Origin of the sequence: Microcoleus sp. SVA1B4 (genome assembly GCF_036700545.1) — a bacterium.
Lineage (GTDB): Bacteria > Cyanobacteriota > Cyanobacteriia > Cyanobacteriales > Microcoleaceae > Microcoleus.
Genome location: NZ_JAUBPB010000037.1, coordinates 46156 through 63718 on the forward strand (window position 1 = coordinate 46156; position 17563 = coordinate 63718).

Sequence of the window (17563 nt, forward strand, 5' to 3'; positions counted from 1 at the left end):
TGATGTGCTGCACCATTGTCAATAATCCTTTTACGAACAGGCTTTCCGGCCTGTTCCACAAGAAATTTATCTTTTGTAGAACGGGCCCCAGAGCCCGTTCTTGAGAATGGTGCAAGATGTGAGATTGATGGAACTCAAAAAAATTTACACATGAGGGAGAACCCCCCAGATTTATCTAAAATCTAAAATCTAAAATCGACCGATCGATCGCACTAGCACTTTCAACAGCAGAGGATAGAATCTTCTGAGGTTAGATAATTTGTCCCAGCCCCAGGATAATTATAAGGAGAATACTTTGAAATACCATTTGGCATTAGGTCGCAAAATAGACCTAGATGGAATTGACCGCGATGCACAACTAGGCAAATGTCCTCGCCACGTCCTGCGAGCCCTCAGAGACAGCTTAAATGCCACCGTCCACGCCCCGGATGGCGAAGCGATATCGTTGAGCGACAAGCTGCGATCGAAAATTTCTTCTAAACCCGAACATTGGGCCGCCGCGCGCAAATTGTCCGAGCAAGTCAGCAGCGACGACGTGATATTTTGTAACGGCGAGGACATTGGGATTCCAGTGGCGGCGGTGTGTGGCCAATTGCCAAATCGCCCTAAAATTTTTGTACATTTCCACAATATCGATCGGCTGCGCGGCCGCGTCGCCCTGAAACTATTTGGTTTGGCTGACAAAATTGACGTGTTCATGGCTTGCGCCAGCCCTCAAACTGACTTCCTCCGCAGTTATTTAGCTTTACCTGAATCCCGGATTTTAGTGCATCTAGACCAGACAGACACTAAGTTTTTCACACCCGGCCCCGTTTCTGGCGATAAAAAGCGGCAAACGATTGTTAGCGTCGGGTTAGAAAAGCGCGACTACCGACTCCTAGCAGCAGCAACTGCTGACTTAGATGTTGACGTAAAAATTAGCGGTTTTTCTAAAGATGCCAAAGCTTTATCGCAAGCTTTCCCCGATACTATGCCAGAAAATATGTCCCGCAAGTTCTACGAATGGCCGGATTTAGTGCAGCTTTATCGCGATGCAGACGTAATTGCAGTTTGTTTGGCAGAAAATAAATATGCTGCTGGAGTGCAGGGTTTGCTAGAAGCAATGGCCTGCAAGCGGCCGGTCGTCATTACTCGGACTCAAGGTATGGTCGATTATTTAGCCACCCCGGATATTGCCAAAGTGGTAGATGTGGGAGATGCAGCAGGTTTGCGCGAGGCGATCGTCCATTTGCTAAAAAATCCTCAAGAAGCTGAATCTCAAGCGCAGCGGGGGTACGAAATGGTTGTGAACCAGCACAGCAGCGAACCTTATGTCGATGTTTTAGCCCAGAAGCTGCGATCGCTTTAAACTCGTAATATCAGCAACGGGCTCTCAGGCCCGTTCCACAAAACAGAAACTTGGTTGTGGAACAGACCGGAGATCCCGTTGATTAAAAACTGGTAAAACAAGCCGGAAAGCCTGTTGATTAAAAATCACGACTCGCGTCCACTCGCCCACTTATCCCGCCATTTCACAGTCCCTTCCGAAACTAAAACCCAGCGGCGACAAACCAGATTTTCTCGCAGCGGCGACAGTCCTTCCCGTAGCAGCGCATACTTATAAGAAATCAACTTCCCCGCACTTTCATTAAAAGGAATTTCCCCAAACCAAGTATTAGTATTGATATACTCCAAGGGGTAGCCCTTACTAATATCCCAATTCCCCAACTCAGGACAATCTCCAATCACCACAATTCTTTCCCCAGGCTGAGTTCTAACGCTGTTAAGCTGCGCCCGCACAATAGTTTTCGCCTTAACTCGTTCTCCGACGCGACTAAAAATCATTACTTCCCGCGAACCCAACTCTAAATTATACAGCATCCCGTCTTTAACTTCAAACTTGCGGCGCGATAAAACCTCCGTATGCTCTCCATCAGGCAACTCAGTATCCACCTCTTTAAGTGTCACAGAATTGCCACGATTCATCGCTACAAACACCACAGAATCGCGATAGCGGCGCACGTAACAATAAACATCAGGAGTTAGATACTTTTGCCACTGACTCCCCATCGAAATAGCTGGATTCAGCCGTCGCAATCCCGACAGCAAACGCACATCTCGGTAAATCGGCGCATCATTATCCCACTTTTCCATCATCGGGCGGTTGTAAGGGTCATTCCCCCCATCTGTATCATCGTGCAGATACTGTTCAGTGCCGTAATAAATGCAGGGAATACCGCGAGTCGTCATAATTAAACATATCGCCAAATGCAGCATTTCTGGATCTGGATTCAACGACTGAAACCTCGGCATATCGTGGTTGTCAATAAAAGTAATTAACTCCGTCGCCCCGTAGTAGCGGTGATCCAAATTCAGGACATCTTGGACTAACTTAAATCCCGCGCCCGCACCCTTCCCCAATACTTCTCGAATTGCCACGCACAGACCAAAATCTAAAATAGTCATCCCCGACTCGTTGACAAATTCCACAGAACGATCGTTTCTAGGGTCGCTGTAAATCCATTCGCCAAAAATGAAAACATCAGGTCTGTGTGTTAAAATGTCAGCATTAAATTCCTGCCAAAACCAAATAGGCATATGCTTGACTGTATCAACCCGCAAAGCATCAACACCTCTGTCCAGCCATTGTTTAATTGCTGACTTAATGTAATTGCGGTAGGCAATATTGTTTTCGTTAAAAGTTGCTAAACCAGAAAGTTCGCAGTTTTGGACTTGCCATTCATCTTCCCAGTTTGTGACTTCGCCGTAGTGGTGATACCAGTCATCTTCATCGTCGTTAAAGTCAGCTATTTTTACGCCATCATCGTAGAGTTCCCCTTTTTTACCGCTAAAATCTGGGTTACTGTGATTGCAGACAATATCAAGTACGAGTTTCATGTTTCGCTGGTGCAACTCGTGTACTAATTTGTCAAATACGGTATCTTTAGTTTCTTGTGTTTGGTTGATAGAAGGATTGTCGCCTGTGGCAATAAAGCGGGGATTTAATCGCTTGAAATCTTTAGTCCAGTATCCGTGAATTGCAGCTTGTTCGACAAATAATGCTTCCACTTGCTCGAACAGTGGAGTCAGCCAAACTGCAGTAACTCCCATATCTTTTAAGTAATCGAGTTTGTCGATAACTCCCTGCAAGTCGCCGCCCCAATATTTGCCCCAATCTTTCCCTTCTGGATCGTAAAGTTCTGGGTTGGGGCCTTCGTTATTTTCGGGGTCGCCGTCGTAAAAGCGATCGACTACAATGAAATAAATTGTTTCTTGTCGGAATTCAATGTCTCTGGTGTAGAGAAACTCTAAATCGATTTCGCTTTCTGGCTTAACTTCTTCTACCAGAGACTCAATTTTTTCTTCGGGTTCGCTAACTTCATATTGAGAGGAAGTTTGATTGGGAGTGACTGATGTCATGAGATGTATTTTTTTTTATTGTAAGATTGGTCAGTTATTCGGAGCTAGAGTCGGAGATAGCTTTCCCATCTGACTGACTTTTACAGCATCATACGGAATTTACTGGTTTAATGAAATCTTCCTTTAGAGAGAGGGCAGACTCATCCTTGAGGATTATGTGGATGAGAGTTAATATTTGGTTTCATTCTCAATCAAAGAGGCAGAGCGTCAAAAACCTGCGCTACCAGGCTGATCCTAGTAGGGAGAAAAGGTGTACTAATTGTGCGATCGCACTTTTTCCCTTCCTTTCTATTCCTCCCGCAATTTTTGGATATCTTCAACGCTCAAACCCGTAGTTTGACTAATAGTTGGATTATCAAGAACATTGAGAAGTTGCCTAGCAATTTCTAGAGCTTTTTCTCTCATTCCTAGCGCGAGTCCTTCTTCTCTGCCTTCTTCTCTGCCTTCTTCTCGCCCTTGTGCGAGTCCTTCTTCAATTCCCTTTCGCAAGATTCCCTGCTGATCCAGAATATACCTTTCGCGTGCTTCTAAATCTGCCAACTCTTCGGGATTCAAGTTAGTTTCATTAGCAATAGCAAAGGCTTGCTGTATTTCCGAGACTGTTTCCATTGTTTGCGGTACCACTTCCAAACTGGGAGCATTTTTCATAAAATAAACCCACTTGTCAGTCAAAGTTTCTAATTCATCCAATTGTTTAGTGAATTTTGGCAACTCGATAAAGATCAGTTCTATCTCTGGATCGACATAATCAAATAAACGCTTTTTCTCCTTGAAGACAAAGTGAGAAATTACTTCTCGGTCATTGTCAAACATTTCAAAATCAGTAATTGTCAAAGCAATTACAGGTTTTAACTTAAAGTAACCTTCACCGCGCATCAGTTGTGTCGAGTAAGTTTTCGCAGTATTGTAAACCACCCGTTTAGAAAAAGATTCTACATTTAAAACTTGCATCTCGATAATTACAGTTGCGCCTCCTGCAAGTCTGGCTTTGACATCCAGGTAAGAGTCTTTGAGATACTGGACTCTCGATGCTAAATACGGGTCAATAATTTCTAAGTCGGTGATGGTGGGATTACCATCATAAATCATGGCATTGAGAAAGCTGATTAAGATTGGTTTGCTTTGATTGGAGCCGAATATTTTTTTGAATGCAAACTCGATTTTGGGGTTAATGAATCTCATGGTGATTTTTCGTTTTCTGAGCTTTTTAACGATTCAATCTATCTGGTAATCAGGAGCAAAACATTCTTATTCTGTCAAATCGACTTGTCGAATCTCTTCTAGCCTCAGATCCAAGCATTGCGCGATTTGCTCATCGGTCAAGCCTACTGCTTGCAAGCGTTGGATCGCCTCAATTTTCGCCCGCTGCTTTCCCCGCAAAAACTCAGGCGACTCTTCCTGTGATGTGCAGACATTCAGAGCTCCGATTACATGACCACGAGCAACATGATTTCCACTAATAACGCTACCAGTAACGTTGCTAATTCTCGACTTGCGAATCAGTGCCGATCGCAAGTTTAATTTATTAACCTCTTCTCCAAAAGCATCAGAGAACAACTCCCATAACTCGTAGCCCACATCTTTAGCATAACCCTCAGTACAATTCAGCGCTTGGGCAATATCGCCATACTTTTGCCGCTTCAGAACGCCCTCAATCACACCAACTTGCATATCATCTAAATGCTTGCCAGTTTTCGCAAAGACAACTTCATCCGCAAAAGCCAGTGCTTCCTTAACGTTCACCCGCGCCTCCTCACAATATCCGAGCGATCGAACTAAAACCGTCTAGATCCGACTATTTTCGCCTTGAATACAAAAACGATTAAAGCTTTATCAAAACTTTTTATATTATACGACTTTATCCGACCTTTTTCGACTATACAAATTAATTGGCAAGCTGTAGCATTGTGAAAGTAAAACAATCGCTCAAAAAGACTAACTTATGACGACTACCCAACTCGCTCTAGACAAAAAAGCAAATCCTTTGATGATGCACCTGAGCATCTTGCCCAAGTACGGCATCACCGCCGAGGAGACTTTTAGCTACGATCCCACCACGCAGACCTCCAACATCACCTCCATGAGTGGCTCCTGGTGTAATCGCAGTGGCTCCACTGTTAGGCAGTTTGACGAGAATGATGATGACCAGCAAGAGGACGACTAGAATTTGCTCTGGCTAAGGTCGTCTTTTGCTTGCCATCTGATTTCTTGAAAGACCTGCATGAATTTTTGCATGACAGGTCTTTCACTGTCAATTTTATTTCAATTGGTTTGGTTGTGATACCCGTTTCCAAAAATAATGCAATCCCCTATAAGATCCAAACCCATACAGAATCCGTAATTTTTCATCTCAAATCTCAAATCTCAAATCTCAAATCTCAAATCCTATGACTGACCTTTTAATCGTGACTTCCGAGACAGACATTCATGCAGATGTCGTTATCAACGAATTGCAAAAATCAAATATTCGAGCAATTCGATTAAATTCAGAAAGTTTTATTCAAAAAAGCAAATATGCTTACTCGTGGCAAGCTTCTGGCAATCCCACTCAAAGTTTTTTGTCCTTTGAAGACTCCTTGAAAGAAGCTCAAGAAATCGGCGTGATTTGGTGGCGAAAACCTAACGACTATACAATTTTTCCAGAAGTTGATGATGCTTGGGCAATCAAGTATTGTCAAGAAGAAACAGAATCTTTGATGTACTCTCTGTCTGGCTTATATCCTAAAGCGAGGTGGGTCAATAACTACTACAAGATTAGATTGCCATCCCATCGCATCAACCAAATTCCCATTGCTCAAAAATTGGGAATTACTATCCCTCCAACTCTCGTCACAAATTCATACGATGCTGCTTGCAACTTTGTAACAGAACAGGGCCTGTGCATTGTCAAACCCATGCGCTACTCTGGATTCTTACATGATGAAAAGCAGTATGCGTGTTATACTCGCCCCATTGATGTCGAAACACTTGAGGAATTTCGAGAGAGTATTCGATTGGCACCTGTTTTTATTCAAAAACGCATTCAAAAGAAAGCAGAATATCGCGTTACATTAATCGGTAAACATGATTTTGTCTGTCGCATTGACGCCAAACATACCAACGATTCAGATGTAACCTTGGATTGGCGCGTCACCGAACCAGATAAACTCGTTCACGTTCCCGACAAGCTACCAATGGATTACCTCAACAAACTTCATCAAATGCTTGACGAGTTCGGCTTAAATTTTGGTGCATTCGATATCATTCGCGACGAGGATGATACGCTCTATTTTATCGAACTCAATCCCAACGGACAATGGTATTGGATCGAAATTCTCACTAAAATGCCTATGGTTCGCGCAATGGTGGAACTCATCGAAGATTTAGCGCTTCAATATCAACAGGATTGCTGAATTCGATCGCGAGATTGATTCGTTACTAGCACAGTGCTAGACGCAGGGATAGTCAGAAACCGGGTTTTTTTACGAAAATCCTTGGCTGTAGCAACGAAGATTAGGTAAAAAACCCGGTTTCTTTAGTATGAGTGCATCCAGGACTGTCGCGATCGCAAAGAATCAGCGCTGGGATTGCTTCGTTCCTCGTGGCGGACAAGGAATCAGATCGACCATAATATCGTGGTCGGGGCGGGTTTATTATATTGTAGATTATAGGCAATTATGGTTGGTGAACCCGCCCCTACAGGACTTGTGGTCCATTGACCCGACATGATATGAGATTGCTTCGTTCCTCGTGGCGGACAAAGCATCAACGAACTACAGCCACATCCTCAACTCCCACCTGAGAATGCTCCACCCGGAACACATTCGCGCTCAGATTAGCAACAACTTGTTTCCCCTGCTGCGTCAGTTCCAAATAGCCGATCGCATCCTTCACATACCGATAAACCACATTCCAATAAAACTTCGGATAACCATCCCGCAACTCCCCCGGATTCTGATAGCCCAAAACCAGATTTTGCCCAGTCTCCTCAAACTCATAAAACAGCGCCGCAATCTTTTGCAAATATCGTGGGTCGCTCAACTGACCGATTAAATCGGCAGCCCGAACTAAACCAGGATAATTGACAGTATCTTGATAATCTTCATCTGCAGGAACTGGAAAACGAGTCAGCTCAATATTATGCTTAACCAGCTCAGCATCAATCAGTTTATGACCGCCAAAACGCTCATCAATAAACATTTTTCCGCGATCGACATGATAAAGCATCAAACTAGCATCCGTCGCCCCCGGAGGCAGCGTTAATTTCTGGTCGCCTATGCCCGTAGCATACAGTCCCAAATCTGTTCTATCTTGCCGGCAAACACCTTTAACATACCCGATATCGTGACATAGCAAAGCAATGTGGAAGTGCAGCCAATCTTCGCAGGAAACACCCCCTTCGCGGATGTGCTTCCCACCCAGAATTGCTTGTCCCACCAAAGTCACTAAAATAGTGTGTTCGACATTATGGTAAAGAGCATCGCTATTAGCAATATTTTCTAAAGCCATACTCGCAACCCAAGCAATAATCTCACCATAGTCAGATTTAAACCCGCCATAAGTGTGGCGGTAACCTTCAATCAGGCGATTGACAAAAGCCTTAATCAGCAGTTCAGTTGCGTTAAACATATTCACTTCCCTGAGCCCACATAGATTATTAAATTATTTTTATAGTTATTGTTTTTGCTGCTACCGTTTGATGTTATTTTTGGCTTAAGCGCCACGATGGATACCCACTCCTATCGAGAGGCATCCATTGATATTATCAACAATTATGGCTTAAATTATGGCTCTCGCAACTACCAGAGCGACAGACCCCATAAATAATTGAGCTCAATGGGCGATCGAGGTATGACACCCCTCAATCAGTAGTACAGGGTTACATCTTCGGCGCATACCTCAGTAGATTTTAGATTTTAGATTTACTCCACAGATACATCTGGGGGCGGGAACTAATATCTAAAATTTTGGGTTGCTCACTATTGTTGTCGGAAACTTGTATCTGTTATGGCTGACCCCGCCCAACAACCAGAGCGAGCGAAAGCGTAACCCCATTAATTCCTCATGGACAGGATTAAGCTTGCACATAGGCAGTATGTGGAAAAAATAGTGTCCCAATAACTAGATATATCTCTGACAAGAACACCGTGCGAGTATAAGTTAGCACACCACTGAGTTACTGGTGGCTTTCCCACTGCAATGCTATCGAGCCACTGTCGCATTTGTTGCACGAGGATCTCGCAAAAAGTTAAGTCTTGGCACTGATTTTCCGGGAAAATACTTGTAGTCAACTTCACGATCGATCTCAGTAATGATTACTAACAAAAACTTATGAATCACCCGACTTAATCCTCAACGAAACCCACTGTTGCTCCAGTGACGTGAATAAGTTTTATGGGTGACACTCACAGTCGCAAAATGTGATGCGAAAAGCTAGCATTTGTGATTTAAAAGTCGCTAAAGTGTGAGACAGATCACGCCCTCTGTTCCCTCCAGAATGTATATTTAGATAGATGGCAATAAAATAAGACAGAATAACTGACCGCCTCCCTCGCATATCTCCTCTCCCATCATCTGCGATCGACGACTCTGTATACTTACTAATATAAGGTTTCAGGCAATGATTAAACAAAAACATAAATATGCCGACCTTGCTCAACTCCCCCACACAGATACCGTGCTCCAAAAACTCCCTGTAGAAGTTAAAGAATGGGCCCAAAGCTTGCCTTGGAACCAACGGCGCTATGTCTTGTCTCTCTGCTACATATTGTGTGCATCTACTCCCGACTTGCAAGCAGAATTTTTAGATAATTATACAGCCGACGGTTTAGTTTCAAAAATGTTTGAAGATGTAGATACTCTACACCGAGTCAAAGAGTATTTAATCAGATTTCGGGTCAAAAAACAATTAAACGAATCAGATTTAAGAAGCTACATCAAACAATTTTATATCCACTCAGCTCAACAATCGCTCCGAGAAACTGACCAATATTTAGAATCTGCACTCCGCTTCGTCTTGAGTACAGAAGAACGCAATAATGTTTTTAACTACATTTTGGGCTTTGAATTTATTAAAATTGTGTTTCAAATGAGCTGGTTGCAACACGAAAGATTAGCGAGACTCCAAAAAAATCAGTCGCAGTTTATTGAGGCCTATATCAAGCCGATTCAACACGCACACAGAATTAATGGCATAATTCTCCCGAAAGATGAGAGAATATTTTTTGCCAGACGCACCTATTACGTTCAACTACCTAACATTTCCTATAGAAGACTTATTGAGTTAGTCATGGCAACTTTTACTACAGAAATGGTGAGTAATTGCGGATTTTCTATCAGTCGCCACTCTCAAGCTCTGCGTTTTGACTGCGATTACATTTATGATCCAGAACCAGAAGAAGAAAGATTTCCTACTGACTTGCAATTTATTCATTAACTTGACACAGTAAGGTGTATCCTAAGTTGCTGTTTTCTATTTACTTTTATTGGCGCTTTGGGCACAGGAGAGTTTTTGAAGCATGGGACTTCTAGTCGGCCGGTTAAAATCGGATGTTGCAGCCTGATTTTATAAAATAGGATGGCTGTATCCATTAACCTTCCGCTTGCATTTCTTCAATGTCAAACCAGCTAACTATCACTCCCGCTAGCGGAATTGCTAGAAATATGCCTAAAAGTCCTGCTGATCTTGCCCCCACTAACAGTGCAAAAAATACCACTACCGGATTGAGGTTAAGGGAATTTTGCATCAGTCTGGGATGAATAAAGTTGTCTTGAATTTGCTGCAAAACAATGCAAGCTGCCAATACTTTTAAAGCTAGCCACACATTTTGAGACAATACAATAAAACAAACTAAGCTAATCCCCAGCGTGGCTCCAATCCCTGGAACTAAATCAAACAATCCGATAATAAATGCTAAAATTAAAGGAAATCTCACATCTAACAGTAGGAAAATTCCAAAACTAGCTGTTGTCAAAAATAACATTAACAGAATTTGTGCCTGAAAAAATCCTAAAAAGTTTTTCTCTATTGTTATACTTAAACGCCTGTGCAGGTGTCGAGGTATAAACTTGAGAACTAACAGCCACAGCCTCTCTCCATCAAGTAACATGAAAGAAGCCACCACCATAATTAATATTAAATTTAATAAATTGGTTAAAAATACTTGTAAGAAAGCAATACTCCAAACAACTCCAGATAAAGCTTGATTTCGCAGTTGTTCCTCAATAACTCGCAGGTTAACTTGCAGGTTTCTCGCCCGCAGGAATGCTTCGAGGCGCTCGGACAGAGGCGCCAGAGCATTCACAAATTCAGTCAGGCTGTCAATTAATTGCTGTCCTTGAGATAAAAGAGTGACGCCTACAGTGACGGTGAGACCGCCAAAAACTAAAATGGTGAGCAAGACAACGAAGGCGACAGCTAAACTTCGCGGTAAAAATCTTTGGAGAGTTCGCACCGGATAGTTGAGCAAAAAAGCCACGAGTGCAGCAATGGTGAAAACCGCGACTGCAGTTTCAAAGTAAGCTAAAAGTTGCAGTCCAGCCCAACCAGAAGCAAATAAAAGCAAAAACCGGACTAAGGCTAAATTGCTTAGCATATTCCAAAAATTGGGAGGAGTTCTGTCTTGCTCTTTCACAGGGATTTTTAGGGGTTAATATTATAGCTCAAAAATATTGCAGAGCTCTCTTTTAGAATCGCACCCAATATATATCTGCGGCTATCCCCCTCAAGGCAGAAAACAGATGTCGAACTGAGGCAGGAGTGGGTTCTATTCACCATAAGTTCGATCGCCCCCAATACCGAATCAAACACAAGCGCGATCGAACAAACAGCCTTTCTGAGTCTAAAACCGCCTCGGAAACTCTTTGTCATGGCAGTATTTGTCGTGGCAGGCCCCCAACTAGGAAACAAATGCTCAAACAAGCTGGCGCAGAAAAACCCCGTTTCAGTGCCAGTCGCGAAAAAAGTCAACTCTGCCTCGTGGGAGATAGTATGAACAGGTCAATTTTTGGGATACTAGAAACTAGCACTCAACTTAGCTGAGGAATAAACGTGCTGCTATCAAAAGGCTTTGAAGTAGAAATGTATACCGGCACTCCCGAAGGTGAGGTTGTCGGTCTCTCCGATCGCATAGTCGCCGATCTAGAGGGATTTGTCCGGGAGCCTGATAGCCGCAATGTGGAGTACACGACCGCCCCGCTGTGCAGCTACGATCGCCTGCTGTGCGCCTTAGTCAAGCCGCGAGTCCGGCTGCGCGAGTATCTCAAACAATTGGGCGACTATACCTTGCTGCCGGGAAGTACCCTGTCTCTAGGAGGGAGCGATCGATTTTACAGATCCGATCCCAACAACCCCTACCACACCTACATCGAGCAAACCTACGGCACCAAAGTCGTCACCGCCAGCATTCACATCAACATCGGCATCTCCCAACCAGAAATGCTGATGCGCGCCATCCGCCTCGCCCGCGTCGAAGCACCGCTATACCTTGCCATGAGCGCCTCTTCCCCCTTCCTCGACGGCGAAGTGACGGGCTATCATTCCACTCGGTGGGGTTTGTTTCCCAAAACTCCCGCCATCGTCCCCCTGTTTGAAAGTCACAAGCATTACATTCAGTGGACTGAAGAACAGCTAGAACTCGGTACTATGCAAAACGTCCGCCATTTGTGGTCTGCAGTGCGACCAAATGGCGATCGTCGCCCCTACTGTCTCAACCGCCTCGAACTGAGAATTTGCGACCTCGAAGTCAATCCTCTGGCTTTGTTAGCCATCACTGCCTTACTAGAAGCTCGCATTTGGCAGATGATGGAAGACCCCAGCTTAGACCCTTTAGAACTCAGCACCTTACCGGAGGCCACGCGCAACCAAGACTTAGTTGCTCTCACAGACGCCAACGAAATTGCTGCATCCCGGCAAAGTTTGGATGCCGAACTTACCCACTGGCAAGACGGCAGAACTATTCTGGCACGAGATTGGATTGAGGAAATTTACCGCGAAGTGTGGCCTATAGCCAAAAAACGCGGCTTTAGCTGCTTTCTCTCGCCACTCAAAAAGATTCTCCGGGAAGGCAACACGGCCCAGCAGTGGTTGAAGCTGCACGAGGGAGGTTCAGACACCCGCAGTATTATTCTGCAAGGGATTAATGGTATGGCTCACCAAGAATGGGAACTTGAAGACAACTTGTGCGCCCAGTTAGTTGCCTGAAGTACCCGCCGTTATGATAAGGGGGGCTTTCACTAGCCCCCTGCCTCTGCGTACTCAGCAAATACAAATAGCCCGAACCTCCTGGTCAATCGATTTTAGATTTTAGATTTTAGATTTTAGATTGACTTGCGCGAGATAAATACGTTCGGCAAGTTTCATCGGATACAGGTTTTTTATTTCACCGGTCCTGAGTCTGCTTTCGGAATGAATCACGTGGCGGGTATCCTGGATGCTTGATTGTCAAAAGTTGCAGAGCACCTCCCAAAAACCAATCAGAATATTTAATCAATGGATCTCGACAAAGGTTATAAATAAAAGCTATAAGGTATATCTACCTGTGGGTAGTTTTATAAATTTCCCAATAGCTGTATTTTTCGCTTTTAATTAGCTTCATGCCCCAACTTGTCTTGATTCACCCGCAAATCCCCCCGAATACTGGCAATATCGCCCGCACTTGCGCTGCCACAGGCACAGAACTGCATTTAGTGGGTCCGCTGGGGTTTGAAATTAGCGATCGCTACCTGAAACGGGCCGGCTTAGATTACTGGCCCTACGTCAACCTCCACTGCCACGAAGACTTAGCGGCTTTTTTGGCCTATCGGGAGCAGCGCGGGGGACGCTCGATCGGATTCAGCACTGGCGGGCGATGCAATTACGCGCAATTCCAATTTCAGCCCAGCGACTGGCTGATGTTTGGCTCGGAAACTGTAGGCATTCCCCAATACGTCTTGGATGCCTGCGACGCCACAGTTTTCATTCCGATGAGCCAGCCTGGAGTCAGGAGTTTGAACCTCTCCGTCAGCGCCGCTGTGGGTTTATTTGAGGCTAAACGACAGTTGGGGGAGCTGGGATAAATCATTATCAACACATAAATATATAGATATTTAATAGCTGCCGGAGGGGACAAAATCTCGATTTTAATATAAGAAATTTGTATCAAAGGGGTGAAAATCTAGATAGCCGACATTAATATATTTTATTCATTCAAAAACAGATTGTTATCAGCAACACCAAATTACTCCCCAGATGATTCAGCAACAAAAACAGAGGATATTAGCGATTTAGGGCGCGAGCGAGTACCAGCTTGGGTCTGAACACTATATCTAGTAAATATACGGTTGTAGGCTGTCCGGAAATTAGCATAAAGTCAGATAATAGGTAAGAGTTCAGATCCTTACCGGAACGAAGATTTTATGTATTCGTTCCAGCTATTGCGGTGTAAGGCTTGTGGGGTTAATTGCAGCAGGTTTGACCGAGAATTTTAAAATTTCTGACGGTTTGAGCTTGTCTAAATTAAAAAAGCAAGGTAATCTGGCCTAAGCATGATAGCTGTCAACAATCAGAATATTTTTGCTTGTTGATTTAAACTCAGCGTCATGCGATCCCCTTGAGTGTTTCCAAGGACAGTTAGCGCTTCTCAGTAGGAGGTCGTTTTTTTGAAACGAACATATCCCCAAATTAAGCCTGTTCAGGCTAGTGAAATCGACAGAGACGGTTCTGCGGAACCATCCAAACAGACAACGCTCAGCACAGGCAGAGTTCGCTCTCTCGCCACGATCGGGCTGGCAATATCGGTAGGTGCTTCTGGCATCCTGCTACCGAGAAATGGAGACAGCGCTCGCGCGTCTGAACTCGCACCGACATCAGAATCCACCGCTGTACAGCCAGTATCGGCCAACGGGCCGGCTACGTCCGCACAAGTTGACGGTTCCAGGGCCGAACAGCCCGGAGCACCTTCTGAGTCGGTGACGGTTAAGGTGCAGGAAGGGCAAAGCCTTTGGGAGCTTTCTCGGGATTATCAAGTTGAACCGTTGGTACTAGCAACTGCCAACGAGATCCAACCCGATACCATACTCCAAGTTGGCCAACAGCTCAGAATTCCGACTGCGACGGAAGCCACACCACAACAGAACGCCGGCTATAGCACATCGGCTTCGCTAGAGCGCGCAGCGACGGTCAATCCCGAACAAGAGTTTAATCTGACTGGCTCCGAGCCATTGGATAGTGCAGCCATGACAGGGCTGCCATCAACCGCAGCGACCCCGCTGGTCACGACGGTACCGGAACAAAGTTCGATCGAGATCCCGAATGCAGACGGGGCGATCGACAGTTTGAAGAAACAGGAAAACCGCACCACAGAATCGGGTCGAACGATGTTCGGGTCGGAGGGGGGAGCAAATTTATCTACATCTGCGGCATTTTTGCCCGAGTCAGCACCGACGCTGACCTCCCCCGAATATGCAACTGGGACAACTATTCCTGACCTCGATGCCACACCTGTAATTCCCAATTCCGGGGGAGGTCAAGCAGCATCGCCCGATCGAGCATTCGAGTCAATTGAACAGTCTTTAGCAACACCCAGTTTGCCCACGGCTGTGCTAGTCCCCCCTGCAGGAAGTACCGCCGCGCCGGCTGAGGTTCTCTACAGCGTGCGTCCGGGAGATACAGTAGATGCGATCGCCAAAGGTCACGGCGTATCGCCCACAGATCTGATCTCCGTCAACAAGCTCGGCAACCCCAACTTGCTGAATGTCAATCAACGGCTCAAAATTCCCCAAGTTGGGTTTAAAAATCCAGGGGTGCAGGCGGCAGCCTCTTATTCTGCCTCCAACTCTACATCTGTCTGGGCGGCGAATTCGGTTCCCGCATCTTTGAACCCCAGTTCGTCTACTTCGGAAATAGTCGGTGCTGGCGTTGCAGCACCCGCGCCCACAGTGCCTGTTGTCTCTCCCCTGGAGAACCTGGAAGGTCTGAACAATATTTCAGCGCCGATGGTTCCCCAAATTAACAGCATTTCGCTGACTCAAGTTTCCCAAACCATTAGCGATCCACGGAAGCTGGATCTTCAAGGGGAACCAACATTTACAGGTGCTGTTGACACCAGTGCCCTGCCCTCGCCAGCCAGTGCAACTGCTACCGCCATCGCTACGGGAGAATACCCGCAGCCGATCGGGTTCGTGCCAAATACTAGCGGCCAGGGTTCAAATGCCGATCCAACTAGCGCTTTACCAGAATCGAATTCGGAGGCTCGGACTACCGCAGAAGCTCTCAACCCTTATTCCGAACGCTTGAGGGCAGAAGTTGTCAGACTGCGAGAGGAATATCGTGCCTCGCGCAATTCGATCAGCGCCAATGCGGTGTCCCTGGCTCCAAATGACGGGCCCTCGGTCAACCAGTCTGAGGATATGCCAAGTGTCAATCCATATCTCTACACCCCCGACTATACTGAGGCGGTGCAGAATGAAATCAGCAGACCGCCATCAAGAGCTTGGTCTGAGCAGGTTCAGAAGCAGCAGCAAGAGCGTTTAGACCCCGCTCGCGCAGCGGAACTGCAACCGATCAACCTGACGCCAAAAAGCACTCAGGATCAGCCGGTCGTGGCAACTGCTCCTTTGGGAGCCGAGGGTTACGATCCCCTAAGTAACCCGTCTTTGGGACGCATGGTTTCTCCAGAACTGCCTCCTCTTTCGAGCCCTGATACTTATCTGCCTAACGGCAAACAACAGTCTGCTAGCCGGTTTATTTGGCCGTCTAAGGGCGTTCTGACTTCTGGCTACGGCTGGCGGTGGGGACGGATGCACAGGGGAATTGATATTGCAGGGCCGATCGGCACGCCAATTGTGGCAGCATCAGACGGGGTGGTTACCTATGCTCAGTGGAACGACGGCGGCTACGGGTATCTGGTGGAAATTACCCATCCTGACGGCACTGAGACTGTCTATGCCCACAACAGCCGGATTTTGGTGCAAAAGGGTCAGAGAGTCGCTCAAGGGGAACAGATTTCAGAAATGGGCAGCACCGGCTTTAGTACCGGGCCGCACTTGCACTTTGAAATTCATCCCGCCGGACAGGGTGCTATCAACCCAATGGCTTTACTGCCCGACGATGCGTCCAGCGCTTCTCGGTAACGACTGGTCGAAAGTTATGGGTTTTGAATGATTACCAAAACTCATAACTTTTACTAGAAGTCATTAGAAATAGTGTTGTTTCAAAAGCAGACATAGCTAGCCCTACCGTGCTACGATAGTAAATCGTGAAGTAGATTTGGCTCAGTGGCGCAGTGGTTAGCGCAGGGGACTCATAAGCCCAAGGTCGCAGGTTCAAATCCCGCCTGAGCCATTATTTAATCAAAAAAACTGCGCTCTCAAATTTGAGAGCGTATTTTTTTGATTGATCGAGAAGATACTTGTAGTCGTTATGAGTATGATATATTTGTAACAGTTCGTAAAAAAGGAAACAAAATCTATGACCAGTGAATGCCTCCGGGTTGGTCAAGCTGCACCCGACTTCGCAGCAACAGCCGTAGTGGATCAGGAATTCAAGACAGTTAAACTGTCCGACTATAAAGGCAAAAAGTATGTAGTCCTGTTCTTCTACCCCTTGGACTTCACCTTTGTGTGCCCGACTGAGATTACAGCATTTAGCGATCGCTTCGAGGACTTCAAGAAAATCGATACCGAAATCCTCGGCGTATCCGTGGACAGTGAATTCTCTCACCTCGCTTGGATACAAACAGACCGTAAATCTGGCGGTGTTGGCGACCTCAACTATCCCTTAGTTGCTGACCTCAAAAAAACAATTAGTTCGGCCTACAACGTCCTCGACCCAGAAGCAGGCATTGCCCTCAGAGGTCTGTTCATCATCGACAAAGAAGGCATCATCCAACACTCTACTATCAACAATCTTGCCTTCGGCCGCAACGTGGACGAAACTCTCCGTACTCTGCAAGCTATCCAACACGTCCAGTCTCATCCCGATGAAGTTTGTCCCGCCGGCTGGCAGCCCGGTGACAAGACCATGACTCCCGATCCTGTCAAGTCTAAGGTATTCTTTGCTGCGGTTTAAGCCGATTATATTTGTACGGACACGGCAGTGTCGTGTCCCTACCCGCAGAGGTATTCCTTTAACCTGACATCTTGCAGCAATATCAATAAGAGGATTTTTCGTGGGGTCGGGCGGGTTTATAGAACCTATTTGCAAGCT

14 protein-coding genes and 1 tRNA gene are annotated in these 17563 nt (G+C 45.7%); 9 read left to right on the plus strand and 6 right to left on the minus strand.

Annotation, left to right across the window (positions count from 1 at the left end; genetic code table 11):
- Window positions 1-295: 295 nt before the first annotated feature.
- Entirely contained in the window at window positions 296-1348 is a 1053-nt protein-coding gene (locus QT987_RS17660) for a glycosyltransferase family 4 protein (RefSeq protein WP_333242248.1), read from the plus strand.
- Between the two features lie 125 nt (window positions 1349-1473).
- On the opposite strand, the gene QT987_RS17665 is transcribed toward QT987_RS17660, so the two are convergent.
- The 3 genes from QT987_RS17665 to QT987_RS17675 form a co-directional block, all read right to left on the minus strand.
- On the minus strand, window positions 1474-3399 hold the full coding sequence (locus tag QT987_RS17665) for an alpha-amylase family glycosyl hydrolase (RefSeq protein ID WP_333242251.1): 1926 nt from the start codon (window positions 3397-3399) through the stop codon (window positions 1474-1476).
- A gap of 288 nt (window positions 3400-3687) precedes the next feature.
- Window positions 3688-4581 carry an Rpn family recombination-promoting nuclease/putative transposase gene (locus QT987_RS17670; RefSeq protein ID WP_333242254.1) on the minus strand — a complete coding sequence of 298 codons (894 nt, stop codon included), beginning with the start codon at window positions 4579-4581 and terminating at the stop codon, window positions 3688-3690.
- Between the two features lie 66 nt (window positions 4582-4647).
- Complete coding sequence (locus QT987_RS17675) at window positions 4648-5142, minus strand: hypothetical protein (RefSeq protein ID WP_333242257.1); 495 nt, start codon at window positions 5140-5142, stop codon at window positions 4648-4650.
- A 199-nt stretch (window positions 5143-5341) separates the two neighbouring features.
- On the opposite strand from QT987_RS17675, the gene QT987_RS17680 reads away from it, so the two are divergent.
- Window positions 5342-5563, plus strand: a complete 222-nt coding sequence (locus QT987_RS17680; RefSeq protein ID WP_333054024.1) for a hypothetical protein — start codon at window positions 5342-5344, stop codon at window positions 5561-5563.
- Between the two features lie 223 nt (window positions 5564-5786).
- Window positions 5787-6791: an MvdC/MvdD family ATP grasp protein gene (locus tag QT987_RS17685; RefSeq protein ID WP_333242260.1), complete on the plus strand. Its 1005-nt coding sequence runs from the start codon at window positions 5787-5789 to the stop codon at window positions 6789-6791.
- 352 nt (window positions 6792-7143) lie between these two features.
- Here the strand turns inward: QT987_RS17685 and QT987_RS17690 are convergent, their stop codons facing one another.
- Window positions 7144-8007 carry an Npun_R2479 family HD domain-containing metalloprotein gene (locus tag QT987_RS17690; protein WP_333242264.1) on the minus strand — a complete coding sequence of 288 codons (864 nt, stop codon included), beginning with the start codon at window positions 8005-8007 and terminating at the stop codon, window positions 7144-7146.
- Window positions 8008-8337: 330 nt separating this feature from the next.
- On the minus strand, window positions 8338-8496 hold the full coding sequence (locus QT987_RS17695) for a Mo-dependent nitrogenase C-terminal domain-containing protein (RefSeq protein ID WP_445299734.1): 159 nt from the start codon (window positions 8494-8496) through the stop codon (window positions 8338-8340).
- A gap of 502 nt (window positions 8497-8998) precedes the next feature.
- On the opposite strand from QT987_RS17695, the gene QT987_RS17700 reads away from it, so the two are divergent.
- On the plus strand, window positions 8999-9814 hold the full coding sequence (locus QT987_RS17700; RefSeq protein WP_333054027.1) for a cobyrinic acid a,c-diamide synthase: 816 nt from the start codon (window positions 8999-9001) through the stop codon (window positions 9812-9814).
- A gap of 154 nt (window positions 9815-9968) precedes the next feature.
- Here QT987_RS17700 and QT987_RS17705 read toward each other — a convergent pair whose 3' ends face one another.
- Window positions 9969-11012, minus strand: coding sequence for an AI-2E family transporter (locus tag QT987_RS17705; RefSeq protein WP_333054028.1), 1044 nt, complete (start codon window positions 11010-11012; stop codon window positions 9969-9971).
- 416 nt (window positions 11013-11428) lie between these two features.
- On the opposite strand from QT987_RS17705, the gene gshA reads away from it, so the two are divergent.
- From gshA to QT987_RS17730, 5 genes are all read left to right on the plus strand, one after another.
- Complete coding sequence (gene gshA, locus QT987_RS17710) at window positions 11429-12580, plus strand: glutamate--cysteine ligase (RefSeq protein ID WP_333242270.1); 1152 nt, start codon at window positions 11429-11431, stop codon at window positions 12578-12580.
- A gap of 392 nt (window positions 12581-12972) precedes the next feature.
- Window positions 12973-13434: a tRNA (cytidine(34)-2'-O)-methyltransferase gene (locus tag QT987_RS17715; protein ID WP_333242273.1), complete on the plus strand. Its 462-nt coding sequence runs from the start codon at window positions 12973-12975 to the stop codon at window positions 13432-13434.
- A gap of 582 nt (window positions 13435-14016) precedes the next feature.
- Complete coding sequence (locus QT987_RS17720; RefSeq protein WP_333242275.1) at window positions 14017-16488, plus strand: peptidoglycan DD-metalloendopeptidase family protein; 2472 nt, start codon at window positions 14017-14019, stop codon at window positions 16486-16488.
- A gap of 138 nt (window positions 16489-16626) precedes the next feature.
- Window positions 16627-16699 (plus strand) — tRNA-Met (locus tag QT987_RS17725).
- Between the two features lie 126 nt (window positions 16700-16825).
- On the plus strand, window positions 16826-17425 hold the full coding sequence (locus QT987_RS17730; RefSeq protein WP_015178160.1) for a peroxiredoxin: 600 nt from the start codon (window positions 16826-16828) through the stop codon (window positions 17423-17425).
- Window positions 17426-17563 lie beyond the last annotated feature (138 nt).

Bases quoted from the DNA above. Each gene is read 5' to 3' on its own strand.
- QT987_RS17665 (WP_333242251.1), bottom strand. From the start codon at position 3,399: ATGACATCAGTCACTCCCAATCAAACTTCCTCTCAATATGAAGTTAGC.
- QT987_RS17670 (WP_333242254.1), bottom strand. From the start codon at position 4,581: ATGAGATTCATTAACCCCAAAATCGAGTTTGCATTCAAAAAAATATTC.
- QT987_RS17680 (WP_333054024.1), top strand. From the start codon at position 5,342: ATGACGACTACCCAACTCGCTCTAGACAAAAAAGCAAATCCTTTGATG.
- QT987_RS17685 (WP_333242260.1), top strand. From the start codon at position 5,787: ATGACTGACCTTTTAATCGTGACTTCCGAGACAGACATTCATGCAGAT.
- QT987_RS17690 (WP_333242264.1), bottom strand. From the start codon at position 8,007: ATGTTTAACGCAACTGAACTGCTGATTAAGGCTTTTGTCAATCGCCTG.
- QT987_RS17700 (WP_333054027.1), top strand. From the start codon at position 8,999: ATGATTAAACAAAAACATAAATATGCCGACCTTGCTCAACTCCCCCAC.
- QT987_RS17715 (WP_333242273.1), top strand. From the start codon at position 12,973: ATGCCCCAACTTGTCTTGATTCACCCGCAAATCCCCCCGAATACTGGC.
- QT987_RS17730 (WP_015178160.1), top strand. From the start codon at position 16,826: ATGACCAGTGAATGCCTCCGGGTTGGTCAAGCTGCACCCGACTTCGCA.